Origin of the sequence: Microbacterium dauci (assembly GCF_030065535.1) — a bacterium.
GTDB classification, from domain to species: domain Bacteria; phylum Actinomycetota; class Actinomycetes; order Actinomycetales; family Microbacteriaceae; genus Microbacterium; species Microbacterium dauci.
Genome location: NZ_JASJND010000003.1, coordinates 9,979 through 35,775 on the forward strand (window position 1 = coordinate 9,979; position 25,797 = coordinate 35,775).

The 25,797-nt window shown below is 69.9% G+C and carries 25 protein-coding genes; 2 read left to right on the plus strand and 23 right to left on the minus strand.

The window, feature by feature from the left end; all coding sequences use genetic code 11:
• Window positions 1-20: 20 nt before the first annotated feature.
• From gmk to QNI14_RS04780, 23 genes are all read right to left on the minus strand, one after another.
• Window positions 21-917, minus strand: coding sequence for a guanylate kinase (gene gmk, locus QNI14_RS04670; protein WP_283715198.1), 897 nt, complete (start codon window positions 915-917; stop codon window positions 21-23).
• A complete protein-coding gene (gene pyrF / locus QNI14_RS04675; RefSeq protein ID WP_283715200.1) occupies window positions 910-1,773 on the minus strand; it encodes an orotidine-5'-phosphate decarboxylase in 864 nt (287 codons plus the stop codon). The genes gmk and pyrF overlap by 8 nt, the downstream gene beginning before the upstream one ends.
• On the minus strand, window positions 1,770-5,057 hold the full coding sequence (carB, locus tag QNI14_RS04680) for a carbamoyl-phosphate synthase large subunit (protein ID WP_283715201.1): 3,288 nt from the start codon (window positions 5,055-5,057) through the stop codon (window positions 1,770-1,772). The genes pyrF and carB overlap by 4 nt, the downstream gene beginning before the upstream one ends.
• Window positions 5,057-6,208 carry a glutamine-hydrolyzing carbamoyl-phosphate synthase small subunit gene (gene carA, locus QNI14_RS04685; RefSeq protein WP_283715203.1) on the minus strand — a complete coding sequence of 384 codons (1,152 nt, stop codon included), beginning with the start codon at window positions 6,206-6,208 and terminating at the stop codon, window positions 5,057-5,059. Before carA ends, carB begins: the two co-directional genes overlap by 1 nt.
• Window positions 6,205-6,735 (minus strand): PH-like domain-containing protein, encoded by a 531-nt coding sequence (locus QNI14_RS04690; RefSeq protein ID WP_283715204.1) that lies wholly within the window; start codon window positions 6,733-6,735, stop codon window positions 6,205-6,207. The genes carA and QNI14_RS04690 overlap by 4 nt, the downstream gene beginning before the upstream one ends.
• Window positions 6,732-8,033 (minus strand): dihydroorotase, encoded by a 1,302-nt coding sequence (locus QNI14_RS04695; RefSeq protein WP_283715205.1) that lies wholly within the window; start codon window positions 8,031-8,033, stop codon window positions 6,732-6,734. The genes QNI14_RS04690 and QNI14_RS04695 overlap by 4 nt, the downstream gene beginning before the upstream one ends.
• Window positions 8,030-9,001: an aspartate carbamoyltransferase catalytic subunit gene (locus tag QNI14_RS04700; protein ID WP_283715207.1), complete on the minus strand. Its 972-nt coding sequence runs from the start codon at window positions 8,999-9,001 to the stop codon at window positions 8,030-8,032. Before QNI14_RS04700 ends, QNI14_RS04695 begins: the two co-directional genes overlap by 4 nt.
• On the minus strand, window positions 8,998-9,528 hold the full coding sequence (gene pyrR, locus QNI14_RS04705; RefSeq protein ID WP_283715209.1) for a bifunctional pyr operon transcriptional regulator/uracil phosphoribosyltransferase PyrR: 531 nt from the start codon (window positions 9,526-9,528) through the stop codon (window positions 8,998-9,000). The genes QNI14_RS04700 and pyrR overlap by 4 nt, the downstream gene beginning before the upstream one ends.
• Window positions 9,529-9,774: 246 nt before the next feature.
• Window positions 9,775-10,182 (minus strand): transcription antitermination factor NusB, encoded by a 408-nt coding sequence (nusB, locus tag QNI14_RS04710; protein WP_283715210.1) that lies wholly within the window; start codon window positions 10,180-10,182, stop codon window positions 9,775-9,777.
• 7 nt (window positions 10,183-10,189) lie between these two features.
• Window positions 10,190-10,750: an elongation factor P gene (gene efp / locus QNI14_RS04715; RefSeq protein ID WP_283715288.1), complete on the minus strand. Its 561-nt coding sequence runs from the start codon at window positions 10,748-10,750 to the stop codon at window positions 10,190-10,192.
• Between the two features lie 90 nt (window positions 10,751-10,840).
• Window positions 10,841-11,287 carry a type II 3-dehydroquinate dehydratase gene (locus tag QNI14_RS04720; RefSeq protein ID WP_283715211.1) on the minus strand — a complete coding sequence of 149 codons (447 nt, stop codon included), beginning with the start codon at window positions 11,285-11,287 and terminating at the stop codon, window positions 10,841-10,843.
• Between the two features lie 43 nt (window positions 11,288-11,330).
• Window positions 11,331-11,864: a GNAT family N-acetyltransferase gene (locus QNI14_RS04725; protein ID WP_283715212.1), complete on the minus strand. Its 534-nt coding sequence runs from the start codon at window positions 11,862-11,864 to the stop codon at window positions 11,331-11,333.
• Window positions 11,861-12,940, minus strand: a complete 1,080-nt coding sequence (gene aroB / locus QNI14_RS04730; protein ID WP_283715213.1) for a 3-dehydroquinate synthase — start codon at window positions 12,938-12,940, stop codon at window positions 11,861-11,863. The genes QNI14_RS04725 and aroB overlap by 4 nt, the downstream gene beginning before the upstream one ends.
• Entirely contained in the window at window positions 12,937-13,473 is a 537-nt protein-coding gene (locus QNI14_RS04735; RefSeq protein WP_283715215.1) for a shikimate kinase, read from the minus strand. Before QNI14_RS04735 ends, aroB begins: the two co-directional genes overlap by 4 nt.
• The gene (gene aroC / locus QNI14_RS04740) at window positions 13,460-14,686 is read right to left on the minus strand and encodes a chorismate synthase (protein ID WP_283715216.1); all 1,227 of its coding nucleotides are present in this window, start codon (window positions 14,684-14,686) and stop codon (window positions 13,460-13,462) included. The genes QNI14_RS04735 and aroC overlap by 14 nt, the downstream gene beginning before the upstream one ends.
• Window positions 14,687-14,690: 4 nt before the next feature.
• Window positions 14,691-15,521, minus strand: coding sequence for a shikimate dehydrogenase family protein (locus QNI14_RS04745; RefSeq protein ID WP_283715217.1), 831 nt, complete (start codon window positions 15,519-15,521; stop codon window positions 14,691-14,693).
• 3 nt (window positions 15,522-15,524) lie between these two features.
• The gene (gene mltG, locus QNI14_RS04750) at window positions 15,525-16,868 is read right to left on the minus strand and encodes an endolytic transglycosylase MltG (protein ID WP_283715218.1); all 1,344 of its coding nucleotides are present in this window, start codon (window positions 16,866-16,868) and stop codon (window positions 15,525-15,527) included.
• A complete protein-coding gene (ruvX, locus tag QNI14_RS04755; RefSeq protein WP_283715219.1) occupies window positions 16,868-17,344 on the minus strand; it encodes a Holliday junction resolvase RuvX in 477 nt (158 codons plus the stop codon). The genes mltG and ruvX overlap by 1 nt, the downstream gene beginning before the upstream one ends.
• A complete protein-coding gene (gene alaS, locus QNI14_RS04760) occupies window positions 17,341-20,007 on the minus strand; it encodes an alanine--tRNA ligase (RefSeq protein WP_283715220.1) in 2,667 nt (888 codons plus the stop codon). Before alaS ends, ruvX begins: the two co-directional genes overlap by 4 nt.
• A 61-nt stretch (window positions 20,008-20,068) precedes the next feature.
• On the minus strand, window positions 20,069-20,302 hold the full coding sequence (locus QNI14_RS04765; RefSeq protein ID WP_283715221.1) for an ATPase: 234 nt from the start codon (window positions 20,300-20,302) through the stop codon (window positions 20,069-20,071).
• A 77-nt stretch (window positions 20,303-20,379) separates the two neighbouring features.
• Window positions 20,380-21,009: a 30S ribosomal protein S4 gene (gene rpsD / locus QNI14_RS04770; protein WP_283715222.1), complete on the minus strand. Its 630-nt coding sequence runs from the start codon at window positions 21,007-21,009 to the stop codon at window positions 20,380-20,382.
• 167 nt (window positions 21,010-21,176) lie between these two features.
• The gene (locus QNI14_RS04775; RefSeq protein ID WP_283715223.1) at window positions 21,177-22,685 is read right to left on the minus strand and encodes a tetratricopeptide repeat protein; all 1,509 of its coding nucleotides are present in this window, start codon (window positions 22,683-22,685) and stop codon (window positions 21,177-21,179) included.
• A complete protein-coding gene (locus tag QNI14_RS04780) occupies window positions 22,682-24,004 on the minus strand; it encodes a replication-associated recombination protein A (protein WP_283715290.1) in 1,323 nt (440 codons plus the stop codon). The genes QNI14_RS04775 and QNI14_RS04780 overlap by 4 nt, the downstream gene beginning before the upstream one ends.
• Before the next feature lie 117 nt (window positions 24,005-24,121).
• On the opposite strand from QNI14_RS04780, the gene QNI14_RS04785 reads away from it, so the two are divergent.
• Together QNI14_RS04785 and QNI14_RS04790 are read left to right on the plus strand one after the other, a co-directional pair.
• Complete coding sequence (locus QNI14_RS04785) at window positions 24,122-24,433, plus strand: dioxygenase (protein WP_283715224.1); 312 nt, start codon at window positions 24,122-24,124, stop codon at window positions 24,431-24,433.
• A gap of 92 nt (window positions 24,434-24,525) precedes the next feature.
• Window positions 24,526-25,782, plus strand: coding sequence for a DUF349 domain-containing protein (locus QNI14_RS04790; RefSeq protein WP_283715225.1), 1,257 nt, complete (start codon window positions 24,526-24,528; stop codon window positions 25,780-25,782).
• The last annotated feature ends 15 nt before the right edge of the window (window positions 25,783-25,797 follow it).

Sequence of the window (25,797 nt, forward strand, 5' to 3'; positions counted from 1 at the left end):
GAGCGGATGCCGCGGGTGCGTCAGCCGGCGAGCTGCGCGACCTCGGCCGCGGCGCGGGCGACGTCGTCGTTCACGACCCGGAAGTCGAACTCCCCCTGCGACGCAAGCTCGACGCGGGCCGTCTTGAGGCGACGCGCCCGTTCTTCGTCGCCCTCGGTGCCACGACCGACAAGACGGTTCACGAGCTCGTCCCAACTCGGCGGCAGCAGGAACACGAGCGTCGCGTCGGGCGCGGCGGCCCGCACTTGGCGGGCACCCTGCAGGTCGATCTCGAGGAGCACCGTCCGGCCCTCGGCGAGGGCGGCGTCGATCGGACCGCGCGGCGTGCCATAGCGGGACGCGTTGTGCACCGTGGCGTGTTCGAGCAGCTCACCGTCGTCGACCATGCGGTCGAACTCTGCGTCGTCCACGAAGAAGTAGTGCTCGCCGTGCACCTCCCCCGGACGCGGCGCCCGGGTCGTGGCCGAGACGGAGAGCAGGATCTCGGGGTGATGCTCCTTGATGTGCGCCGCGACCGTGCCCTTGCCGACCGCGGTGGGACCGGCGAGCACCACGAGGCGGCTTCGACCACCGCGCGCAGATGGCTCGGGCAGCCGGTGGTCGAGGAAGGCCTGCAGAGCGGTGCGCTGGCGGACCCCGAGCCCGCCGATCTTCTTGACCGGCGAGATCTCGAGGTCGGCGAGGATCCGGTCGCGCTTGCCCTCCCCGATCGCCGGGATGGCGGTCAGGAACTCGGTCACGCGCATGGCACCGGCAGGCGACTCCGGTTCGGCCCAGGCACGGCGCAGCAGGTCCTGCGGCGTGATCACGCGGGTCGTCACGTCGCGCTTGAGTGCAGCGCGCTCGCGGCGGGCGGCGACCGCTCGACGGGACGCCGCCGCGCGGTCGACCTCGGGAGGGTTTCGGGAGTCAGGCATGCAGGGCTTTCTGGAGTTCGGCGTTGTGGGCGTCGATGGCGTCGGCGATCCCGGCGGGGCCGGCACCGAGGATGCTGCGGCTCGCGCTGGCGAGGACCTGCGGCGCGAGGGCGCCGAACAGGTCTCGGATGTCGGAGAGGCGCGCACCCTGCGCGCCGAAGCCCGGCGCGAGGATGGCGGCGCGGTGGAGCACGTCGTCGGTGAGGCCGAGCTCGGCACGGTCGACCGTGGCGCCGACGACGAACCCGACGGGCCCGAACGCGTCGTCGCCGACGGCTGCCGAGGTGTTGACTGCGCCGGCGCGCTGCGTGACCCAGTCCGCGACCGTCTGTCCGCGGTCAGCCTCCACCACGGTGACTTCGGCCGACTGCAGTCCTGCCGCTTCGGGATTGCTGGTCGCGGCGAGCACGAAGAGCCCCTTGTCCTCGCGGACGGCGGCGGCGATCATCCCGCGGAGCGAATCCGGACCGAGGTACGGGCTGATCGTGACGGCATCCGACTCAAGGGGTGAGCCAGCGCCGAGCCACGCATCCGCGTAGCCGTCCATCGTCGTGCCGATGTCCCCGCGCTTCGCATCCGCGATCACGACGAGCCCGGCCGCACGCGCGGCTGCAATGACCTCTTCGAGCGCGGCGAAGCCCGCGGACCCGTAGCGCTCGTAGAAGGCGACCTGCGGCTTCACGACGCCGACTCGGCCCGCGGCGGCCTCGACCACCCGGAGACCGAAGTCGCGGGCGCCGGACGCCGTGGCATCCAACCCCCACTCGGCGAGAAGTCCCGCGTGCGGATCGATGCCGACGCAGAGTTGCCCCCGGTCGGTCATCGCCCCCGCGAGGCGAGCGCCGAAGCTGGTCACACCGCAGCCTTCCGGTCGAGCGCGTACTCCTGCAGGCTCTTCACGGCGAACCCGTCGCGGAGCACCGGCATGGCCGAGACCGCAGCGCCGAGCACCGCCATCGTCGTGAACAGCGCCTTGTCCGCGGCGACCGCGGCCGCGCGGATCTCGTAGCCGTCGGCGCGGGCGATGCCGCCCGACGGCGTGTTCACGATGATGTCGATCTCGCCGGCGTTGATGAGGTCGACGACGTTCGACTCGCCCGAGTCCTGCGTCTCCGAGTACTTCGACACCACGTCGACCGAGATGCCGTTGCGGGCGAGGATCTCGGCGGTGCCCTCGGTCGCGATCAGGCGGAAGCCGAGCTCCTGCAGGCGGTGCGCCGGCAGGATGACGGCGCGCTTGTCGTCGTCGGCGACCGAGAGGAACACGGTGCCCGACGTGGGCATCCCGCCGTAGGCCGCGGCCTGGCTCTTCGCGAACGCGGTCGGGAAGTCCTTGTCGATGCCCATGACCTCACCGGTCGAGCGCATCTCGGGGCCGAGCACCGAGTCGACCGTGCGGCCGTCGGCGGTGCGGAACCGCTTGAACGGCAGCACAGCCTCCTTGACGGCGACAGGTGCGTCGAGCGGCACGCGCGAGCCGTCCTGCTCCGGGAGCAGGCCCTCCGCGATCAGGTCGGCGATCGAGGTGCCCGCCATGATCCGGCTCGCGGCCTTCGCCATCGGGATGCCGAGCGCCTTCGAGACGAACGGCACGGTACGCGACGCGCGCGGGTTCGCCTCGATGACGTAGAGCACACCGGCCGAGACCGCGAACTGCACGTTCAGGAGGCCACGGACGCCGACGCCCTCGGCGATGGCGCGGGTCGCGACGCGCACCCGGTCGATCTCGTTCCGGCCGAGCGACATCGGCGGGAGCGTGCACGACGAGTCGCCGGAGTGGATGCCGGCCTCTTCGAGGTGCTCCATGACGCCGCCGATGTAGAGCTGCTCGCCGTCGAAGAGCGCGTCAACGTCGATCTCCACCGCGTCGTCGAGGAACCGGTCCACGAGGAGCGGTGCATCATCGCGGATGATCGCCTGGTCGGCGATGCGGACGAAGTAGTCGCGCAGGCTCTCGGTGTCGTAGACGATCTCCATGCCGCGGCCGCCGAGCACGAAGCTCGGGCGGACGAGCACGGGGTAGCCGATCTCCTCGGCGATCGCGATCGCACCCGCCTCGTCGGTCGCGGTGCCGTGGCGCGGCGCCATGAGCCCTGCGCGGTCGAGCAGCTGCGAGAAGAGCTCGCGCTCCTCCGCGATGTCGATCGCCGCGGGCTTCGTGCCGAGGATCGTGTAGCCGGCGGCCTCGATGCCCTTCGCGAGGCCGAGCGGGGTCTGCCCGCCGAGCTGGCAGATGACGCCGAGGATCTCACCCGACTGCGCCTCGGCGTGCAGCACCTCGAGGACGTCCTCGAGGGTCAGCGGCTCGAAGTAGAGGCGGTCGCTGGTGTCGTAGTCGGTCGACACGGTCTCGGGGTTGCAGTTGACCATGATCGTCTCGTACCCGGCATCCGACAGCGCGAACGACGCGTGCACGCACGAATAGTCGAACTCGACGCCCTGACCGATGCGGTTCGGACCGGAGCCGATGATGACGACCTTCTGGCGGTCGCTGGGCGTGACCTCGGTCTCACGGTCGTACGACGAGTAGTGGTACGGCGTGAGCGCGGGGAACTCGCCCGCGCAGGTGTCGACCGTCTTGTAGACGGGACGCAGGTCGAAGCCGTGACGGATGCCGCGCACCTTGTCCTCGCCAAGGCCGCGGATCTCCGCGATCTGCGCGTCGCTGAACCCGTGCTCCTTCGCGACGCGGAGCGTCTCGGCGTCGAGCACGTCGGCTGCGCCGATGAACGCGGCGACCTCGTTGATGAGGATCATCTGGTCGAGGAACCACGGGTCGATCGCGGTCGCTTCGAACGCCTGCTCGAGCGTCGCGCCCTTGCGCAGCGCCTGCTGCAGCACGACGATGCGGCCGTCGGTCGGCGTCTTCGAGATCTCGAGCAGCTCTTCGACCGAGCGGTCCTCGGCGCCCCAGTGGAAGCTGGAACCGCGCTTCTCGAGCGAGCGGAGGGCCTTCTGCAGCGCCGTCGTGTAGTTGCGGCCGATCGCCATCGCCTCGCCGACCGACTTCATGGTGGTCGTGAGCGTCGTGTCGGCGGCCGGGAACTTCTCGAAGTTGAAGCGGGGCACCTTGACGACGACGTAGTCGAGCGTCGGCTCGAAGCTCGCCGGGGTCGCCTGCGTGATGTCGTTGGGCACCTCGTCGAGGCGGTAGCCGATCGCGAGCTTCGCGGCGAGCTTGGCGATCGGGAAGCCGGTCGCCTTGGACGCGAGCGCAGACGAGCGCGAGACGCGGGGGTTCATCTCGATGACGATGATGCGGCCGGTCTGCGGGTCGACGGCGAACTGGATGTTGCAGCCACCAGTGTCGACGCCGACGGCGCGGATGATGTCGATGCCGATGTCGCGGAGCTTCTGGTACTCGCGGTCGGTGAGCGTGAGCGCCGGGGCGACGGTGATCGAGTCACCGGTGTGGACGCCGACGGGGTCGACGTTCTCGATGGAGCAGACGACGACCGTGTTGTCGGACGTGTCGCGCATGAGTTCGAGCTCGTACTCCTTCCAGCCGAGGATCGACTCCTCGAGGAGCACCTCGGTGGTCGGCGAGTCGCGGAGGCCCGCACCGCCGATGCGACGGAGGTCCTCCTCGTTGAACGCGAAGCCCGAGCCGAGGCCACCCATCGTGAAGGACGGGCGGACCACGAGCGGGTAGCCGAGCTGCTCGGCGCCGGCGAGGAGGTCGTCCATCGTGTGAGCGATGACGCTCTTGGCGACGTCGGCGCCGGCCTCGAGGACGAGCTCCTTGAAGACCTGACGGTCCTCGCCCTTGCGGATCGCGTCGACGTTGGCGCCGATGAGCTCCACGTCGTACTTCACCAGGATGCCGCGGTCGTGCAGGGCCATCGCGGCGTTCAGCGCCGTCTGACCGCCCAGGGTGGGGAGGATCGCGTCGGGCTTCTCCTTCGCGATGATCGTCTCGATGACCTCGGGGGTGATCGGCTCGACGTAGGTCGCGTCGGCGAAGTCGGGGTCGGTCATGATCGTGGCGGGGTTCGAGTTCACGAGGATGACGCGGACGCCCTCCTCGCGGAGCACGCGGCATGCCTGGGTGCCGGAGTAGTCGAACTCGCAGGCCTGGCCGATGACGATCGGGCCCGACCCGATGACGAGGACGCTTTTGATGTCGTCGCGCTTGGGCATTACTTGGCGGCCTTCTTCTGGATGTCCGCGACGACGAGGTCGCGGAAGCGGTCGAACAGGTAGTTGGCGTCGTGCGGGCCTGCGGCGGCCTCGGGGTGGTACTGCACGCTGAAGGCGGGCAGATCGAGGGCGCGCAGGCCCTCCACGACGTTGTCGTTGAGGCCGACGTGGCTCACCTCGACACGGCCGTAACCGCTCGGGCTGTCGATGACGCCATCGACCGGCGCGTCCACGGCGAAGCCGTGGTTGTGCGCGGTGATCTCGACCCGGCCGGTCGTCTTGTCGAGCACGGGCTGGTTGATGCCGCGGTGGCCGAACGGCAGCTTGTACGTGCCGAAGCCGAGGGCACGGCCGAACAGCTGATTGCCGAAGCAGATCCCGAAGAAGGGCAGCTTCCGGTCGAGCACCTCGCGCAGGAGCGCGACGTGACGATCGGATGCCGCGGGGTCGCCGGGCCCGTTCGAGTAGAACACCGCGACCGGGTCGATCGCCTCGATGTCGGCGATCGTGGTCGACTGCGGCAGGACGTGCACCTCGAAGCCACGGGCGGCGAGGTTGTTCACGGTCGCCTGCTTCACGCCGAGGTCGAGGATGGCGAGGTTGCCGATCCGCTCGCCGACTGCGGGCGTGATCTCGGCGGCATCCACCGACACTTCGGACGAAAGGTTCTGGCCGGCCATCTGCGGGGCCTCGCGGACGATGCGCAGCTGTTCGTCGTCGCTGAGCGCCGCCGCCTCGCCCGAGAACACGCCGCCGCGCATCGACCCCGCGGAGCGGAGCACGCGGGTGACGGCGCGCGTGTCGATGCCGCTGATCCCGACGATCCCGTCGCGGACGAGGGCGTCTTCGAGGGAGTGATCGGCGCGCCAGTTCGACACGATGCGCGAAGGGTCGCGCACGATGTAGCCCGACACCCAGATCCGACGGGACTCGTGGTCTTCGCCGTTCATGCCGGTGTTGCCGATGTGCGGCGCGGTCTGCAGGACGATCTGCCCTGCGTAGGACGGGTCGGTGATCGTCTCCTGGTAGCCGGTCATCGCGGTGGCGAAGACGACCTCGCCGAGCGTGGTGCCGCGGGCGCCGTATGCGCGACCGGGGTGGCGGGTGCCGTCTTCGAGGACGAGGACGGCCGGTTCGGTGCTGAAACTCATGCGTTGCTTCCGGGGGTGGTCTGCGGGTGAACGGGGAGGAGATTGTGGGGAATCGTGCGGAGCGCGTCGACGACGGCGCGCGCGGACGCGCCTTGCGCGCGGAAGTAGCTGTCGACGGGGCTGTCCTCGTCGACGCGCCACGACACGCGGACGAGGCCGTCGCGCTCGACGACCCGGTCGATCGCGACCGTGGCCTGCGCCACGTCGTCGAGGTGGCCGGTGGGGATGAACAGTCGGGGCTTGCCCGTGAGGTCCAGCGCGATGCCGTGCGTCGTGACGATGAGGTCGGCCCGGGATCGGAACCCGAGTCCACGGATGGCGAGGCGCTCCAGCGGCTCGCCGCGCCGCGTTGTCGCGACGTAGAGCCCTGAGAACTCGGCGAGGACGGTCGCCCCGGCGGGGATCTCCCCGACCGGCGCGGTCAAGCCGCTGTCGCGCTTGGTGCGCCGACGCCACGCGAACACGCCGGCAGTGATCAGGAGTGTCGCGATGAGCACCATGATCAGCATCGCGAGCTCACGGGTCATGCGACGACCTCGACGACGGCGCCGTCCACGACCGTGGCGCGGCCGCGGAAGAAGGTCCAGCGGACCTCGCCCGGCAGCTCACGGCCGAGGTACGGCGAGTTGACACTCTTGCCGCGGAGGTCGGTGGTGCCGAAGGTGCGCGCCGGCACCGGGTCGTAGAGGGTGAAGGATGCCGCGGCGCCGACCTCGATCGGCGTGCCGGCGTCGGCCAGGCGACCGATCCGTGCGGGTGTCGTCGACATCACACGCGCGACGTCCTCCCACCCGAGCAGGCCCGTCTCGACCATCGACGTGTGGACGACGCGGAGCGCGGACTCGAGGCCCACCATGCCGTTGGCCGCTGCCTGCCACTCGCAGGTCTTGGCCTCGGCGGGGTGGGGTGCGTGGTCGGTCGCGACGATGTCGATCGTGCCGTCGGCGAGACCTTCGCGGACCGCCTGCACGTCCTCGTCGCGCCGCAGCGGCGGGTTCACCTTGTAGCGGGCGTCGTAGCCGCGGACGAGGTCTTCGGTGAGGAGCAGGTGGTGCGGGGTGACCTCTGCCGTGACCGCGATGCCGCGCTTCTTCGCCCATCGGATCAGGTCGACCGAGCCCGCGGTCGAGAGGTGACAGACGTGCAGGCGCGAGCCGACGTGCTCGGCGAGGAGCACGTCGCGGGCGATGATCGACTCTTCGGCGACGGCCGGCCAGCCGGTCAGCCCGAGTTCGGCCGACACGATGCCCTCGTTCATCTGCGCGCCTTCGGTGAGGCGCGGGTCCTGCGCGTGCTGGGCGACGACGCCGTCGAAGGCCTTCACGTACTCGAGTGCGCGGCGCATGATGAGCGGGTCGAAGACGCAGAACCCGTCGTCGCTGAAGACGCGAACCTGGGCACGCGACGATGCCATCGCGCCGAGCTCTGCGAGACGCTCGCCCTTCTGCCCGACCGTGACGGCGCCGATCGGCTGGACGTGGACGTACCCGGCGGCTTCGCCGAGCGCGAGCTCCTGCTCGACGACGCCCGCGGTGTCGGCGACGGGCGAGGTGTTCGGCATGGCGAACACCGTCGTGTAGCCGCCGGCTGCGGCAGCCCGCGATCCGCTGAGGATCGTCTCGGATGCCTCGTACCCAGGCTCGCGCAGGTGCGTGTGCAGGTCGACGAGACCGGGAAGGGCGATGAGGCCGTCCGCGTCGATGACGCGTGCGCCGGCGGCGGTCAAGGAGGCGCCGACGCCCGTGATCACCCCGCTCTCGACGAGGATGTCTGCGGTGTCGCCACCGGTGATACGTGCTCCGCGGATGAGGGTTGCGTCGCTCATCGGGCGTCCTCCTCTGCGTTCGTCGTGTCGCGCTCGCCCGCCAGCAGCAGGTACAGCGCCGCCATGCGCACCGAGACACCGTTCGCGACCTGTTCGAGAACAGTCGATCGTGGTGAATCGGCGGCGTCGGCGGAGATCTCCAACCCTCGGTTCATGGGTCCGGGGTGCATGACAATGCTAGTCGTCGGCAGCGCCTGCAGCCGCGCGGCATCCAATCCCCACCGCCTGGAATACTCCCGCTCAGTGGGGAAATAGGCGGCGTTCATGCGCTCGAGCTGGATGCGGAGCATCATGAGCGCGTCGGGCTCGGCCGCGATCGCCTCGTCGAGGTCGTACCGGATCGTCACCGGCCAACCGGTGACGTCCTGCGGCACGAGCGTCGGCGGTGCGACGAGGGTCACCTCGGCGCCGAGCGTCGTGAGCAGCCAGACGTTCGAACGGGCGACGCGCGAGTGGAGCACGTCACCGACGATCGTGACCTTCAGCCCCGCGAGGTCGCGCCCCCGGCTGTGGTCACCGTAGAACCGTTTGCGGATCGTGAACGCGTCGAGCAGCGCCTGCGTGGGGTGCTCGTGGGTGCCGTCACCGGCGTTGAGGACGCCGGCCGAGATCCAGCCGCTGGTCGCGAGCGTGTGCGGGGCGCCCGAGGCGCCGTGTCGGATGACGACGGCGTCGGCGCCCATCGCCTGCAGCGTCTGCGCGGTGTCCTGGAGGGACTCCCCCTTCGACACCGACGATCCCTTCGCGCTGAAGTTGATGACGTCGGCAGAGAGCCGTTTGGCGGCCGCCTCGAACGAAATGCGGGTGCGCGTCGAGTCTTCGAAGAAGAGGTTGACGACCGTCTTGCCGCGCAGGGTCGGGAGCTTCTTCACCTCGCGGGACTGCGTGTCGCGCATGTCCTCTGCGACGTCGAGGATGCGGAGCGCGTCCTCGCGGACGAGCGTGTGCGTGTCGAGCAGGTGCCTCATGATGCGATCGTCACTTCCTCGACGCCGTCGACGTCGGTGAGGCGGACGTTCACGCGCTCCTCGCGGGCGCTCGGCAGGTTCTTGCCGACGAAGTCCGGCCGGATCGGCAGTTCGCGGTGCCCGCGGTCGATGAGGATCGCGAGACGGACAGCGGCCGGGCGTCCGATGTCCTGCAGCGCGTCGAGCGCCGCTCGGATCGATCGGCCCGAGAACAGGACGTCGTCGACGAGGACGACGGTCCTCCCGTCGATGCCGCCTGCCGGGATCTCCGTCGGCCGCGGCGTGCGGGTCGGGTTCCGGTGCAGGTCGTCGCGGTACATCGTCACGTCGAGCGAGCCGACCGGTACGGTGGCATCCGTGAATCCGGCGATGTTCGCCGCGATGCGCTCGGCGAGGGTGACGCCGCGAGTGGGGATCCCGAGGAGCACAAGGCCGTCAGGGCCTTTGTTCGACTCGAGGATCTCGTGCGAGATGCGCGTGAGTGCGCGGGCGATGTCTGCGTCGTGCAACACGATGCGAGAGGTCATCCGCCGCTCCCTTCTCCGCCTCACAGGACGGTGTTAAAGGTTGCTTGGTGCGAGACCAGTCTAGTCGGATGCCGCACCCGTCGAGCCACCACGAGGCGGGTTGTCGGCTGCACCTCCGCTGCCGCGGCACGGTGCATATGAGCCTGCGCTCCCGCGGCGATCTGCGCTCCAGCGGACGAACACCGCAGAGGCAAACGCTGGGAGGGCGATGTCCGCGCGGAGGCGGACCGAAGGCCGAGCCTGCCGTCAGGCGCGGGCGATGCGGGCGAGGACGCCGTGGACGAACGAGCCGGAGTCGTCGGTCGAGAACTCCTTGGCGAGCTCGACAGCCTCGTCGATTGCGACAGCGGTGGGGACCTCGTCGTTGTGAAGGATCTCCCACACCGCGATCCGCAAGATCGCGCGGTCGACGGCCGGCATCCGCTCGAGCTTCCAGTCGCGCGCGTGCGTGACGATCTGCTCGTCGATCTCGTCACGGGCGTCGATGACGCCGTCGACGATGTCGCGCGCGTAGAGCCAGGAGCTCTCGCGCGCCGGCTCGCTCGCGGCCCGCTTCGCCTCGGCGGCGAGCGTGACGGCGAGGTCGTCGCCGCGCACGTCGGACTGGAAGAGGATGTCGAGGGCGCGCTTGCGCGCCTTGCTCCGAGCGCTCATCGGGTGGTCAGTTCACGCGGCCGAGGTAGTCCCCGGTGCGCGTGTCGACCTTGACCTTGGTGCCCTGGTCCACGAACAGCGGCACCTGGATCTCGTAGCCGGTTTCGAGCGTCGCGGGCTTCGTGCCGGCCGACGAGCGGTCGCCCTGCAGGCCCGGCTCGGTGTACGTGATCTCGAGGACGACGGATGCCGGCATCTCGACGTACAGCGGGTTGCCGTTGTTGAGGGCGATCTGCACCTGCTGGTTCTCCAGGAGGTAGTTCGCCGCATCGCCGACGACCGTGGCCGACACGTTCAGCTGGTCGTAGTCGGCGACGTCCATGAAGACGAAGCTCTCGCCGTCGTTGTACAGGTACGTGAAGTCGCGGCGGTCGACGTTCTCGATCTCGATCTTCGCGCCTGCGTTGTAGGTGCGGTCGACGACCTTGCCCGAGACGACGTTCTTCAGCTTGGTGCGGACGAACGCGCCACCCTTGCCGGGCTTGACGTGCTGGAACTCCACGACGCTCCAGAGCTGCCCGTCGATCGACAGGACGACGCCGTTCTTGATGTCTGCGGTGGATGCCATGAGCGTGAGGATTCCGTTCAGTGAGTTCGCGGCCGGAGCGGCCAAGGGTCGATTCTACGGGATGCCGCTCGCCGCGACCCCCGCTGGCGGTCAGGCGCCGATCTGGTCCAGGAGGAGGCGCGTCGCTTCGGCGTAGCCGGGGACGCCCTGGCCGATGACGTGCACGACGGCCACGTCGGCGACGTACGAGTGGTGGCGGAACGCCTCGCGAGTGCGGACGTCGGAGATGTGCACCTCCGCGACCGGGAGGGCCACACCCGAGAGCGCGTCGCGCAGCGACACCGACGTGTGCGTGAGCCCGGCCGGGTTGATGACGATCCCGGCGCAGTCGGTGCGTGCGGCGTGGATCGCGTCGATCAGCACACCCTCGTGGTTGCTCTGCACGGCACGCACCTCGAAGCCGGCATCGGCGGCAGTCGCGGTCACGAGCGCCTCCACATCGGCGAGGGTCTCGTGGCCGTAGACATCGGGTTCCCGGATGCCGAGGAGGTTGAGGTTCGGACCGTTCACGAGCAGCAGTCGACGGGGCGTGGTCACGACTCGACCCTATCGAGGGATGCCGCCGCATCGATGTGCCGCGTCACGCCAGCGGCATCCGCATGACGAGTTCATCGCCGATCGAACTCGTGAACGTCTCGCCGGTGGGTTCGAACCCGAGCTTCCGATAGGCGGCCTGCGCGCGGGCGTTGTCGACGTGGACGTCCAGGTGCAGCGCATCGGCACCGCGTTCGGCGGCGAATCGGCCCGCAGCGGCGAGGAGTTCCCCGAGGATGCCACGACCGCGCGCAGGCTGCTCAAGATACACGCCGACGATGTCGGCACGCGGCGCGGTGACGTCTCGGCCGAGGTGGTCCTCGTCGCCGGGCCGGCGCAGCAGCACCGTGACGGCTCCGATCCAGCGCTCGCCGTCGACGGCCACGAACTGTGCGGCATCATCCGACAGCGCCGCGCCGGCGGCGCGATCCTGCCAGAACCCGTCGGTGCGCGCCTGCTCCTCTGCCGGTGAGGTGAGGAACGCAATCGCCGCGTCCGGATCCTCGACGGCACGCAGTCGCAGCGCACGGATCTCCCGCCACTCGGCGAGGGCGACCCGGCGGACGACCGGGGATGTCACCCGGCGATCTCCTGATACGCCGCGAACAGCAGCGATTCGTCCGGCGCCTGCATGACCGTCGGCTTGCCGATCTCGTCGAGGACGATGAACCGCAGCATCCCGCCACGGGACTTCTTGTCGCGCTGCATCACACCCAAGAGGTGCTGCCAGCCGTCCATCCGGTAGCTCGTCGGCAGTCCGAGGAGCTCGAGGATGCGGCGGTGACGTGCTGCCTCGTCGTCCGACAGCCGCCCGGCAAGGCGCGCGAGTTCGGCGGCGTAGAGCATGCCGATCGAGATAGCAGCGCCGTGGCGCCACCGGTACCGCTCCGCGTGCTCGATTGCGTGCCCGAGCGTATGGCCGTAGTTCAGCACCTCGCGGAGCCCCGCCTCCCGGAAGTCCTCGCTGACGACACGGGCCTTCATCTCGATCGCGAGCTCGATGCAGCGACGGAACTCGTCCGTGGTCGTGTCGACCGCGGCATCCGGATCGCGTTCGATGATGTCGAGGATCTCGGGGAACCAGATGAACCCGGCCTTGACGACCTCCGCGAACCCGGCGACCGCCTCGTTCTTGGGAAGGGTGTCGAGGACGTCCAGGTCGCACAGCACGACGCGCGGCGCCCAGAACGCGCCGACGAGGTTCTTTCCCTCAGCGGTGTTGACACCGGTCTTGCCGCCGACCGCAGCATCGACCATTCCCAGGACCGTCGTCGGCACCTGGATGACTTGGACGCCGCGCAGCCACGACGCAGCTACGAAGCCCGCGAGGTCGGTCACCGCTCCCCCGCCGAACCCGATTACGGCGTCGGTGCGGGTGAAGTCCGCCTGGCCCATGACCTGCCAGCAGAACGCGGCGACCTCGATGCGCTTGCCCTCTTCGGCGTCGGGGACCTCTGCCGTGAGCACTTCGAGCGTCCCGTCGGCGAGGAGCTGTTCCCGCAACGCCGCTGCCTTCGCGCCGAGACGCGGCGTGTGGACGATCAGCACCTTCTTCACCGTGGGCGCGAGGTGGTCGCGGAGTCCCGCGAGCAGGCCACGGCCGACGAGGATGTCGTACGGCGTGGCGCCGGTGACGCTGATGGTCGTGGTGGTCATCGGTGCGTGCCTTCCGAGGTGCGTGCCCATTCGCCGATCGCCGTGACGACGTGCTCGAGCGGGCCTGAGGAGGTATCGAAGGTGACGTCGGCGACGGCCTCGTACAGCGGCCGCCGTTCGTCGTAAATGCGCTGCCAGCGCTGCAGCGGCGTCTCGTCGCCGTCGGCGAGCAGGGGCCGCTTCGCGCCCTCACCGAGTCGGTGTGCCACGACCTTCGGTGCAACTGTCAGCAGCACCACGCGGTGGGCCGCGAGCGCGTCGCGCGTTGTGACGTCGAGCACGGCTCCCCCACCGAGGGAGACGACGCCGCCGCTCGCGAGCGCGTCGGCGACCGCGTGGCGCTCAAGTGCGCGGAAGTGCGCCTCGCCGTGCTCGGCGAAGATCGACGAGATCGGCCCGTGGGCGCGCACCACCGCAGCATCCGTGTCGGTGAACGAGGTGCCGAGCAGGCGCGCGAGACGCTTGCCGACGCTGGTCTTGCCGGCCCCCATCGGGCCGACGAGGACGACGGCGCCGGACTCAGGCGAGGTCATGCTCGAGGAGCGCGGCCTCCGACGCGGGAGCCGTCTTGAGCGCTTCCGGGATCGCTGCGAGGTAGCTCTCGAGGTTGCGACGGGTCTCGCGCACGCTGTCGCCGCCGAACTTCTCGAGCACCGACTCGGCCAGCACGATCGCGACCATCGCTTCGGCGACGACGCCCGCAGCGGGCACGGCGCACACGTCCGAGCGCTGGTGATGCGCGGATGCCGCGTCGCCCGTGGCCACGTCGATCGTGCGGAGCGCGCGCGGGACGGTCGCGATTGGCTTCATGCCGGCGCGGACCCGGAGGACCGTCCCGGTGGACATGCCGCCCTCGGTACCGCCGGCACGATCCGACGAGCGCGTGATGCCGTCGTCCGTGGTGAACAACTCGTCGTGGGCGGCGGAACCGCGCCGACGAGTTGTCTCGAAGCCGTCGCCGACCTCGACGCCCTTGATGGCCTGGATGCTCATGAGGGCCTGCGCGAGCTTGCCGTCGAGTCGTCGATCCCAGTGCACGTGCGAACCGAGGCCCGGCGGGAGGCCGTAGGCGAGCACCTCGACGATGCCACCGAGGGTGTCGCCGTCCTTCTTGGCGGCATCCACTTCGGTCACCATCGCCGCGCTCGTCTCTGCATCGAAGCACCGCAGCGGGTCAGCGTCGAGCGCGTCGACATCGTCGGGCGTCGGAACGGGGCGGCCCTCCGGCACCTGGACCGGGCCGATCGACAGCGTGTGGCTGACGAGGCGGATGCCGAGCTCCGACAGGAACGCACGGGCGATGGCGCCGAGCGCGACCCGCGCGGCGGTCTCGCGGGCGCTGGCGCGCTCGAGGATCGGCCGCGCCTCGTCGAAGTCGTACTTCTGCATGCCGACCAGATCGGCGTGGCCGGGCCTGGGACGCGTGAGCGCAGCACCGCGGCCGCGAGACTTCTCGGTGAGGTCGACGGGCTCGGGGCTCATGACCTCGACCCACTTCGGCCACTCGGTGTTGCCGACGCGGAGCGCGATCGGGCTGCCGAGCGACAGACCGTGGCGGACGCCGCCCGAGAGGTGCAGCTCGTCCTCCTCGAACTTCATCCGCGAGCCGCGGCCGTAGCCGAGCTTGCGGCGCGCGAGGTCGGCGCGGATCGCATCGAGGGTGATCGGCACGCCGGAGGGCAGACCCTCCATGACGGCGACGAGTTCGGGGCCGTGGCTTTCGCCGGCCGTGAGCACGCGGAGCATTGCTCTAGTCTCCCATGAGCGCACGGCGCATGACGTCCACCACCGCAGCCTCATCCGGTAGCGGCTCGATCACATCCCCGGTCGAGAAGGCGCGGATCTGCCGGACCGCCTGGTGCAGCAGCATCCCGGTGCCGTCCTGCACGGGCAAGCCGACACGAGTCCACGCCACGCTGAGCGACGTCGGCCAGTGACCGTAGACCACGTCCATCAGCCCGCCACCGTCCTCGGCCAACCGCTCCGCGATCGGTTCCGCGAGGACGACACCGCCGGGCAGCGTGCCGATCGTGACATCCATCGGGGCCGAATCGGGCTGGTCGATCGATGAGGCGTCGACCGAGACGCCCAGCTTCGCCCCGAGCGCGACGAGGGGTGCCGCAGCCTCGGGGCGGCGCGCAACGACCTCGATCCGGTCGGCGCCGAGCTCGGCGAGGGCCACGACCGCCGAGGTCGCGGTCGCGCCCGCGCCGACGATGCGCGCGCGATCGATCCGATCGATCCCGGCATCCGCGAACGCCGCGACGATGCCGCCGACGTCGGTGTTGAACCCGCGCCAGCCCGCTGCGTCTCGAACGAGCGTGTTGACGGCACCCGTCGCCTCAGCGCGGGTGTCGCGGGTGTGCGCGGCGGCAAAGGCGACACCCTTGAGCGGCATCGTCAACGAGAGCCCGCGGAAGTCCCCCTCGAGTCCGGCGAGCTCACCGGCGAACGAGCGTTCGTCGACGCGACGCCGACCGTACGTCCAGTCCCACCCGAGCAGCTGGTACGCCGCCGCGTGCAGTCGCGGCGAGAGGCTGTGCTCGATCGGGTCGCCCCAGACCTCCAGGGCGGATGCCATGGCTCAGCAGCCCCCGTCGGGGTTGTCGGAGCACCACGCCCGCCACTGCTCGACCGCCGCATTGTGCTCCGAGAGCGTGTTCGTGAAGACGGTCTCGCCGGTGTCGAGGTTGACGGTAACGAAGTAGAGCCACGGACCCTCCTCCGGCTCCATCGCCGCCTTGATCGCCAGCTCGCCCGGGTTCGCGATCGGACCGACCGGGAGCCCCGTGTGCACGTACGTGTTCCACGGGTTGTCGTCCGTCAGCTCCTCCTCGCGAGAGCTCGTGCCGCCCTCGCGATCGCTGAAGAAGTACTGCGCGGTCGAGTCCATCTGCAGCAGGCCGTTGGTCTCGCTGTTGCTCGGGTCGAGGCGGTTCTGGATCACACGCGAGACCTTGTAGAAGTCCTTCTCGAAGCGCGCTTCCTTCTCGATGATGGATGCGATCGTCAGGATCTCGTGCCGCCGCTCCTCGGGCACGCCCGCGGCATCCAACGCCTGCACGGTCCGGTCGACCATCCGCTGGATCACCTGCTCGGCCGTCGTGTCGGGGTCGAACGTGTACGTCGCCGGGAACAGCCATCCCTCGAGGCTGTCCTCGTCGATCCCGTACGCGGACGGGTCCGCGACGGCCGCCTGCACGTCCTCGAGCGGAAGCCCCACGCCCTCGGCGATGCGCTCGACCGACTGTGCGACGGTGAGACCCTCGCGCAGCTGCGCGGTGTTCTCCTGCTTGTTCGCCGGGTCGAGGATGGCTTCGAGCGCAGCCTCGGAGGTCATCTTCTGCTGCAACGAGAAGACGCCCGGGACGAACGAGGGGTTCTGGCCGGTGTCGATCAGGTACGAGTAGAACGCGTCGGACGTCTTGGTGACGCCGGCTTCGAAGAGCGTCGTGGAGATGTCGGCACCGGTGTCGCCACTCACGATCGTGAGGGTGGCTTCACCCTCCGCGAGCCCGGGCTCGTAGTCTTTCGGCTCCTCCCAGCCCATGACGGCGCGGATCTGATCCTCGTAGGTGTTCCAGACCCAGAAGCAGCCGACGACGAGCGCGCCGATGAAGGCGAGGACGACACCGAACACGGTCCACGCGGCGACCTTGCTCTTCTTGCGGTCACGAGCGTGACGCTTCGCCGCCGCCGGAGCGTTCGCCGCCTGATCCTCGAACAGTGCGTCCAGCGACGCGGCGGCCGGACGAGACGTCGCGGGCGGAACCGGCTCTGCCGGGCGCGTCGGCGTCGGCTGCGGCGTGCTCGTCGTGGGCTCGGCCGCGGGCGCGGTGCCGGCCTGATCGGCGGCGCGCGCCTCGCGTGCCGCGCGGCGGCTGAGCGGCTGCACGCCGGGATCGTCAGACGACGGGGTGTCGGACATCAGGTGGGCTCCTGGGTTGATGCGAGCGCCTGACCGGCCGGGGCACCGGTGCGCTTCTCGACGTCGATCGCCTGCTGGAGCAGGACGACCGCGGCGACTTGGTCAACGATCCTACGAGACGACTTCTGAGAACGCCCGCTCTGGCGGAGAGCGGCGTGGGCTGTCACGGTGCTGAGCCGCTCATCGACGAGGCGCACCTGGACAGGTGCGACAGCCGCCGCGATCTCCGCAGCGAGCGTCCGGGCGTCGGCCGTCGAGGCCGTCTCTCCGCCACTCAGGCTGATCGGCAGTCCGACGAGCACCTCGATCGCGTCGTACTCCGCCACGATCTCCGCGACCCGCGCGGCTGCCGCCTCGGTGCGCGGCACGGTCTCGACAGGCACCGCCAGCATCCCGTCCGGGTCGCACCGTGCGACACCGACGCGGGCCTTACCCGGGTCGATGCCGAGACGCACCCCGCGACGGAACGAACTCACGCGGTGGCGCCCGTCAGCGCATCGACGACGCCCGCGAGCGCGGCCGGGAGCGCCGCGACATCCGCGCCACCGCCCTGTGCGACGTCATCGCGGCCGCCACCGCCGCCGCCGAGCACGCCGGCCGCAGCCTTCGCGAGCACGCCGGCCTTCGCACCGGCGGCGCGAGCGGCGTCGTTCGTCGCGACGATGACCACGGGACGCCCGCCGACCTCCGCGCCGAGCGCCACGACGGCGGCATCCGAGCCGAGTCGCTCGCGCACCTGGAGCGCGACGGAGCGGACATCGTCGGCGGATGCCACCTGGCCGAGCGACTGCGCGACGACCGAGACGGCGCCGGCACGCTGCGCCGTGCCGACCAGCGCCGGGACGCGCTCACCGAGCGACTTGGCCTCGAACGCGGCGATCTTCTTCTCGGCCGCTTTCAGGTTCGCCTGCAGCTCCGCGATACGCGCGGGCAGCTGGTCGCGGGGCGACTTGAGGCTCGACGTGAGCTGCGAGACGATCGCACGCTCTGCGGCGAGTTCGCGGAAGGCGTCGAGACCGACGAGCGCCTCGACGCGACGGTTCGACGCACCGACGGACGACTCGCCGACGAGATTGATGAGCCCGACCTGCGCGCTGGATGCCACGTGGGTGCCCGCGCACAGCTCGCGCGACCAGGGCCCGCCGATGTCGACCATGCGGACGGTGTCACCGTACTTCTCGCCGAACAGCGCCATCGCACCCGCGGCCTTCGCCTCGTCCAGCGACATGACACGTGTGGTGACCTGCAGGTCGTCGCGGACCGCGTTGTTCGCGATCTCCTCGATCTCGCTGCGCGTCTCGGGCGACAGCGCCTGCCCCCACGCGAAGTCGAAGCGGAGGTACCCGGCGCGGTTCAGCGAGCCCGCCTGCGTCGCGCCCTTCCCCAGCGTGTCGCGAAGCGCGGCGTGCACGAGGTGGGTCGCGGAGTGCGCCTGCGCCGCGGCACGACGGTTCGCGGCATCCACCACCGTCGTCGCGGGCTGACCGACGCCGACCTCACCGGTGGTGACCTCAACGGTGTGGCTCACGAGGCCGGGGACGGGCTTCTGCACGTCGAGCACCTCGAGCTCGAAGCCCGGCCCGACGATGACGCCCTTGTCGGCGACCTGGCCGCCGGACTCGGCGTACAGCGCGGTCTCCGCGAGGATGACCTCGGCGATCTGGCCGTGCGTCGCGCGGTCGGTGGGCACGCCACCGACGAGGATGCCGAGGATGCGGGACTCGGTCTCGAGATCGGTGTACCCGGTGAAGACCGTCTCGCCCTGGGCGCGAAGTTCGCGGTAGACACTCGTGTCGGCGAGCTGACCCTTCCGCGACCGAGCATCGGCCTTCGCGCGCTCGCGCTGCTCGGTCATGAGCGTGTCGAACGCGGCGCGGTCGACCGTGATGCCCGCTTCCTCGACGATCTCGAGCGTCAGGTCGATCGGGAACCCGTAGGTGTCGTGCAGGAGGAACGCCTGGGCGCCGCTCAGCTGGGCGTCACCCGCCGCCTTCGTCGCGGCGACCGACTCGTCGAGGATCTCGGAGCCCGACGCGAGCGTGCGAAGGAACGTCGCCTCTTCGGCGAGGGCGTACTGCGAGAGGCGCTCGTAGTCGGTGCCGACGATCGGGTACGCCGCCTTCATCGCGTCGCGCGACGTCGCGAAGAGCTCGGCGAAGCTGGGCCCGTCGACGCCGAGCAGGCGCATGGACCGGATCGCGCGGCGCATCAGACGCCGAAGGATGTAGCCGCGGCCGTCGTTCGACGGCGTGACACCGTCGGAGAGCAGCATGAGGGAAGAGCGGATGTGGTCTGCAACGACCCGGAACCGGACATCGTCCTCGTGGTTCGCGCCGTACGCGCGGCCCGAGAGCTCCACGGCCTTGTCGAGGACCGGACGCACCTGATCGGTCTCGTACATGTTGTCGACGCCCTGCTTGATGAACGCGACGCGCTCGAGGCCCATGCCGGTGTCGATGTTCTTCGCCGGCAACTCGCCGACGATGTCGAACTCGAACTTCGAGCGCACGTTGGTGATCTCGTACTGCATGAAGACGAGGTTCCAGATCTCGACGTAGCGGTCATCGTCGGTGGCGGGGCCACCGTCGATGCCGTAGTCGGGTCCGCGGTCGAAGAAGATCTCCGAGCAGGGGCCAGCCGGACCCGGAAGCCCGGTCGTCCAGTAGTTGGTGTCCTTGCCGAGGCGCTGGATGCGCTCCGCCGGCAGCGACGACAGCTTCAACCACAGGTCGTGCGCCTCGTCGTCCTCCTCGTACACCGTGACCCACAGGTCCTTCGGGTCGAACCCGAGCCCGCCGTCTTCCTCGGACGACGTGAGGAGCTCCCACGCGTAGGTGATCGCGCCTTCCTTGAAGTAGTCGCCGAACGACCAGTTGCCGAGCATCTGGAAGAAGGTGCCGTGCCGAGGCGTCTTGCCGACCTCTTCGATGTCGTTCGTCCGGATGCACTTCTGGTTGTCCGCGGCGCTCGGATAGGGCGCGGGCACGTCACCGGAGAGGTACGGGATGAACGGGACCATGCCCGCGACCGTGAACAGCAGCGCCGGGTCGTCGGTGACGAGCGAGGCGGAGGGCACGATCGTGTGCCCCTTCTTCTCGAAGAAGTCCAGGTAGCGCTGAGCGATCTCGGCGGTCTTCATGTGGGGTCCTTGAGGCATGCGTGAGCGTCGCGGCTACTCGCCGCGACAGGGTCGGGCTGGATCAGGCGTCGGCGCGCGGAGCGTCGGCCGCGGTCGTGTCGGCCTTCGCGTCTGCGAGCAGGCCTTCGATCTTCGCCTCCTGCGCGTGATACGCGTCGGCGATGCGGTCGGTGAACTCGGAGATGCGCAGGTCGACCTCCGAGAGGAGCTCCTGTCCGCGCGGATCCTTGTTGACCAGGTGGGCGACGACGAATCCGCCGGCGATGCCCAGCACGAACCAGAGCGCGTTCTTCATGGTTCCCATGTTAGGTGGAAAGCAGAAGGGGCGCCGGGTCACCCCGACGCCCCTTCCCGAGACACGTTCCGCGTGACTTAGCGCGCGGCGTAGTACTCGACGACGAGCTGGACTTCACAGGTCACCGGAACCTCGGCGCGCTTGGGGCGACGCTCGAGACGGGCCTGGAGCTTGTCGAGCTCGACAGCGAGGTAACCCGGAACCGGGGGCAGAACCTCGGCGTGACCGCCGGCGGCTGCGACCTGGAAGGGCTCCAGCGCCTCGCTCTTCTCCTTGACGTGGATCGTCTGGCCGGGCTTCACGCGGAACGACGGGCGGTCCACGAGCTGGCCGTCGACGAGGATGTGACGGTGCACGACGAGCTGGCGCGCCTGCGCGGTGGTGCGGGCGAAGCCGGCACGCAGCACGAGGGCGTCGAGACGCATCTCGAGCAGCTCGACGAGGTTCTCACCGGTCAGTCCGTCCTTGCGACGGGCCTCGTTGAAGGTGTTGCGAAGCTGCTTCTCGCGGATGCCGTACTGCTCGCGCAGACGCTGCTTCTCGCGGAGGCGGACGGCGTAGTCGCTGTCCTGCTTGCGCTTGGTGCGGCCGTGCTCACCCGGAGCGTAGGGACGCTTCTCGAGGTACTTGGCTGCCTTGGGGGTCAGCGCGATGCCGAGGGCACGCGACAGGCGGACCTTGCGGCGGTCCTGAGACTTCGTGGTCACGAAGCACTTCCTTCCATGACGTGGCCGTGTCGATCACGGCTCACGGGCGTATCGCCGCTCCTCGCCCTCTCGGACTGCACGCCGGGGCACGCCGAAAGGTGGGAAAGAAGAACGGGGATGCCCGAAAACACGGTTTCGAGCCGATCAATCCTATCAGACCGGGGCTTTCAGCCGAGGCGTTCCGCGTGGTCCAGCATCCCCACCGGGTGGAACGGCACGTCGGCCGACCGGAGATCGGCGATCCGGTACCAGCCGACCGAGGTGTCGCCGTCGAGCACGTCGATGCGACGCGCTCGCGGAAGCGCCTCGAGCTCATCGCTCCGGATGCCGAAGACGAAAGCGACCTCGTGCCCGGAATGACCAGGTCGGTCGTAGATGTTCTCGACGACATCGAGGAGCGTGGCATCCGTCAGCGTCGCTCCGAGCTCCTCCCGGATCTCGCGGTGCATGGCATCGACCGCACGTTCCCCGATATCGATGCCACCACCGGGCGCCCGGAGGAATCCGCCGTCGTCGAGGTCGCCGTACTGCTCGGCGAGGACCCACCCGTCTCGCACGAGCAGGCCGACCGCGATCGCTCGGATGCGACGGCGCGCCGGCAACTCCGCCGCGTACGCCGATACGGCGCGACGATACGCGGGCAGGTGTGGGGCGAGCTCGCCGAGGGCCGTCCGCAGCGCGGGCGTGGGCTTGTCGTCGTCGTGGAGCGCCAACGCGAGGAAGGCGTGCGCTGCCGGAGCGAGCGGGTCGGCGGCATCCACGTGACGGAGGACCGCCATCGCGCCGGAAGCGTCGCCGACGTTGCGGAGCGAACTCGCGAGCTGGATACATGCCTGTGTGCGCTTCGTTCCGTCGAGTCCTGCGTCGAGTGCGGCCCGGTACAGCGGGATCGCCGCGGCCTCTTCCCCGAGGAAATCCTCGACGGATGCACGCTCGAACAGCGCCTCGGGGTCGCCTTCGCCCAGCTCGCGTACGAGTTCCCCCATTGCGCGGCGCAGCTCATCCGGCTGGTCGTCGTCGGCTCGCGCCCACAGGTCGGCGACACGACGCGACCAGGCGTCCCCCGGCGCATCCACCACGGGTCCCGGCACGAGCAGGTCACGCACGCGCGCCTGCGCGGTTCGCAGCGGGCCCGGTGTCACCGCCGCCTCAGCGAACACGTGCAGCGCACGCAGCGCTCCCCCGGCGTCGCTGAGTTCGCCGCTCAACAGGTGCGACAGCAGATCGGATGCCGCCCGAAGGTGGACGACGCCCATCTCGTGGTCGCCCCAGCTCGGCTCGCCGACGCGCTCGCCGTCGACTGCGACCACGACGTGCTTGCGGCGCGTCGAGTTCGCCCCCGACCACTCCCACCCCGCATGGAACACGGCGCCGGGCCGGTAGCCCGTCTCCTCCTCGAGCTCTCGGACCGCGGCCTCGACCGGTGTCTCCCCCTCGTCGACCGCGCCACCGGGGATCTCGACGATCGCTCGTGCCGGACCGACGCGGAACTGCTCGAAGAGGACGACGTCGAAGGTCGCCGTGAATGCCACGACGGCCACCGTGTCGGACTGGGTCTGCACGTCCCAGTCGCTGAGTACCCCACCGGGCAGCTCGTACGTGTCGCGTCGCACCCGCACATACCCCTCGTAGACGGACTTCGAGCCGCGAAGACGCCAGTCGAAAGGGTCGGTCATGCGTCGCCGCCGAGGATCTTCCGGATCTTCTCGACGCGCGCGCCGATGTCACGCTCGACGCCGCGCGCGGTCGGCTCGTAGTAGCGCCGCCCGACGAGCTCGTCCGGGAGGTACTGCTGCGTCGCGACCCCGACGTCGAGGTCATGCGGATAGATGTAGCCCTTGCCGTGGCCGAGCCGCTTCGCTCCCGCGTAGTGCGCGTCGCGGAGGTGCAGCGGCACCCGGCCGAACCCGCCCGCACGGACGTCGGCGATGGCGGCGTTGATCGCCGCGTAGGCGGCGTTCGACTTCGCCGTCGTCGCCAGGTAGGCCGTCGCTTCAGCGAGCGGGATACGCCCCTCCGGCATCCCGATGAACGCCACGGCGTCGGCGGCGGCGACCGCGATCTGGAGCGCCTGCGGGTCGGCGAGGCCGATGTCCTCCGCCGCCGAGATGACGAGCCGCCGCGCGATGAAGCGTGGATCCTCGCCGGCCTCGATCATCCGCGCGAGGTAGTGCATCGCGGCATCCGCGTCGGAGCCTCGGATCGACTTGATGAACGCGCTGATGACGTCGTAGTGCTCGTCGCCCTGTCGGTCGTACCGGAGCAGTGCACGATCGACGGCCTGCGCGACGTGCTCCGCAGTGATCACCGGCGTCTCGTCGTCGTCGGGGATCGACATCGCCGCGGCCGCTTCGAGGGACGTCAACGCCCGCCGGGCATCGCCCGAGGCGAGATGCACGATCGCGGCACGCGCCTCGTCGGAGAGTGTCACCGCCCCCGCCAGGCCGCGCGCGTCGCTGACGGCGCGGTCGACGAGCATCGCGAGGTCGTCGTCGGTGAGCGGCTGCAGCGTCAACAGGAGCGAGCGCGACAGCAGCGGCGAGACGACGGAGAACGACGGGTTCTCGGTCGTCGCGGCAATCAGGATGACCCAGCCGTTCTCGACGCCGGGAAGCAGCGCGTCCTGCTGCGCCTTCGTGAATCGGTGGATCTCGTCGAGGAACAGGATCGTGGACACGCCGTAGAGGTCCCGCTGCGTCATCGCTTCCTGCATGACCTCACGGACGTCCTTGACCCCAGCGGTGACCGCCGACAGTTCGACGAAGCGGCGCCCCGAGGTGCGGGCGATCGCCTGCGCCAGCGTGGTCTTGCCGGTGCCGGGCGGACCCCACAGGATGACCGATACGGCCCCGGCGGTTGCGCGTTCCGGGTCGGCGAGGGCCACGAGCGGCGACCCAGGACGGAGGAGATGCCCTTGACCGGCGACCTCGTCGAGCGATGCCGGCCGCATACGGACCGCGAGGGGCGTGGCTCCTCGGAACAGCGCGTCACCCATCGTCACCCGACCAGGCTAGCCTCGCCCACGGACACTCCCGGCCGGTTTGATCAGCGTCACGCGGACTGCATAAGGTTTGCTGTGCCCCATCGGTGGGCACCGACAGAGGAGGTCGCCGTGGCGACGGGCAAGTCCGGAAGGACGCGCGGCACCGCGCAGGAGCGGGAGCGGGCACGCCTCTACGACGCGCGCCGTCGGTTCCACGAGTCGCTCGGGCGTCGTCGCCGTCGCGACAACGTCATCGCCGGTGTCGCCGGCGGCGCACTGATCCTCGCCATCCTCGGCGGCCAGATCGCCTACTACACGCTCGGTCCAGGCGCCCCGGTCCCCGAGCCCGCTCCGACGTCCACCCCCACACCGACCACGTCGCCCGCACCCACGGTGAGCCCCTCGCCGACGGTCAGCCCGACGCCGACGCCCACCCCCTGAGTCATCCGCCGGAACGACGCGTACGCGCTCGTACTAGGCTGAGCGACGAATCCGACCCCCATGCGGCATCCGCCGCCGACGAGGTGTACCCCGTGACTTCCGCCACTCCTGAATCCGCCGCCGAGACCGAGCCCTGGGGCCGTGTCGACGACGACGGCACCGTCTCCGTCCGTGAGGGCGAGCAGTGGCGCGTCGTCGGGCAGTACCCCGACGGCACCTCCGAAGAGGCGCTGGCCTACTTCGAGCGCAAGTACGCCGATCTGGCCTCCGAAGTGTCGCTCCTCGAAGTCCGCCGCCGTCGCGGTGGCGCGTCCGCATCAGATCTGCGCGGCGCCGCCAAGGCCGTCCGCGAGAAGCTGACGGATGCCGCAGCGGTCGGCGACCTCGCTGCGCTCGACGCACGCCTGAACGCGCTCGAGTCGAGCCTCAGCGAAGCGAGCGCCGAAGAGGCGCAGGCGCAGCGCGAAGCCGTCGACGCCGCTGTCGCCGAGCGTGAGGGGATCGTCGCGCAGATCGAGGCGATCGCCGCGAAGGACCCCCGCTCGATCCAGTGGAAGCAGACGTCCGCCGAGGTGAGCGACCTCTTCGCCCGCTGGCAGGCCCACCAGTCCACCGGCCCGCGCCTGCCCAAGGCAGTCGGCCAGCAGCTCTGGAAGCGATTCCGCGACGCCCGTGCGATCGTCGACAAGCACCGCCGCGAGTTCTACGCGGGGCTCGACGAGCAGCACAAGTCGGCCCGCGACGCGAAGACGCGGCTCATCGAACGTGCCGAGGCCCTTTCGACGCAGGGCGAGGACGGCATCGGCGCGTACCGCAGCCTGCTCGATCAGTGGAAGACCGCCGGCCGCGCCGGCAAGAAGGTCGACGACGCCCTGTGGGCGCGCTTCAAGGCCGCCGGTGACGTGCTTTACGGCGCGCGTGTCGAACGCGAGGCCGCCGACACCGAGGCTTCGAAGGAGAAGATCGAGGCCAAGCGCGCGATCCTCGACGAGGCCGCCGCGGTCGCGAAGGAATCCGACAATGCGAAGGCGCGCACGCTCCTCACCGGACTCCAGCGCAAGTGGGACGAGATCGGTCGGATCTTCCCCCGCGAGGCCGAGCGCGGTCTCGACGACCAGCTCCGCAAGATCGAAACCGCGCTGAAGCAGCGCGAGGACGAGGCGTGGAAGCGCGACAACCCCGAGACCAAGGCTCGCCAGAACGACATGACGAGCCAGCTCCAGGACGCGATCACCAAGCTCGAGGCCGAGCTCGCTGCCGCAGAAGCCACGAAGAACAAGGCCGCTATCGCCAAGGCGAAGGACGCGCTCGAAGCCCGCAAGGGCTGGCTGCGCGCCCTCGGCGGCTGACCGTTCTCCACAGCT

Excerpts from the sequence above, each read along its gene's own strand:
- gmk (WP_283715198.1), bottom strand. The coding sequence starts at position 917 with ATGCCTGACTCCCGAAACCCTCCCGAGGTCGACCGCGCGGCGGCGTCC.
- carB (WP_283715201.1), bottom strand. The coding sequence starts at position 5,057 with ATGCCCAAGCGCGACGACATCAAAAGCGTCCTCGTCATCGGGTCGGGC.
- carA (WP_283715203.1), bottom strand. The coding sequence starts at position 6,208 with ATGAGTTTCAGCACCGAACCGGCCGTCCTCGTCCTCGAAGACGGCACC.
- QNI14_RS04690 (WP_283715204.1), bottom strand. The coding sequence starts at position 6,735 with ATGACCCGTGAGCTCGCGATGCTGATCATGGTGCTCATCGCGACACTC.
- QNI14_RS04695 (WP_283715205.1), bottom strand. The coding sequence starts at position 8,033 with ATGAGCGACGCAACCCTCATCCGCGGAGCACGTATCACCGGTGGCGAC.
- QNI14_RS04700 (WP_283715207.1), bottom strand. The coding sequence starts at position 9,001 with ATGAGGCACCTGCTCGACACGCACACGCTCGTCCGCGAGGACGCGCTC.
- pyrR (WP_283715209.1), bottom strand. The coding sequence starts at position 9,528 with ATGACCTCTCGCATCGTGTTGCACGACGCAGACATCGCCCGCGCACTC.
- nusB (WP_283715210.1), bottom strand. The coding sequence starts at position 10,182 with ATGAGCGCTCGGAGCAAGGCGCGCAAGCGCGCCCTCGACATCCTCTTC.
- efp (WP_283715288.1), bottom strand. The coding sequence starts at position 10,750 with ATGGCATCCACCGCAGACATCAAGAACGGCGTCGTCCTGTCGATCGAC.
- aroB (WP_283715213.1), bottom strand. The coding sequence starts at position 12,940 with ATGACCACCACGACCATCAGCGTCACCGGCGCCACGCCGTACGACATC.
- QNI14_RS04735 (WP_283715215.1), bottom strand. The coding sequence starts at position 13,473 with ATGACCTCGCCTGAGTCCGGCGCCGTCGTCCTCGTCGGCCCGATGGGG.
- aroC (WP_283715216.1), bottom strand. The coding sequence starts at position 14,686 with ATGCTCCGCGTGCTCACGGCCGGCGAAAGCCACGGCCCCGAACTCGTC.
- QNI14_RS04745 (WP_283715217.1), bottom strand. The coding sequence starts at position 15,521 with ATGGCATCCGCCCTGGAGGTCTGGGGCGACCCGATCGAGCACAGCCTC.
- mltG (WP_283715218.1), bottom strand. The coding sequence starts at position 16,868 with ATGTCCGACACCCCGTCGTCTGACGATCCCGGCGTGCAGCCGCTCAGC.
- alaS (WP_283715220.1), bottom strand. The coding sequence starts at position 20,007 with ATGAAGACCGCCGAGATCGCTCAGCGCTACCTGGACTTCTTCGAGAAG.
- QNI14_RS04765 (WP_283715221.1), bottom strand. The coding sequence starts at position 20,302 with ATGAAGAACGCGCTCTGGTTCGTGCTGGGCATCGCCGGCGGATTCGTC.
- QNI14_RS04775 (WP_283715223.1), bottom strand. The coding sequence starts at position 22,685 with ATGACCGACCCTTTCGACTGGCGTCTTCGCGGCTCGAAGTCCGTCTAC.
- QNI14_RS04780 (WP_283715290.1), bottom strand. The coding sequence starts at position 24,004 with ATGGGTGACGCGCTGTTCCGAGGAGCCACGCCCCTCGCGGTCCGTATG.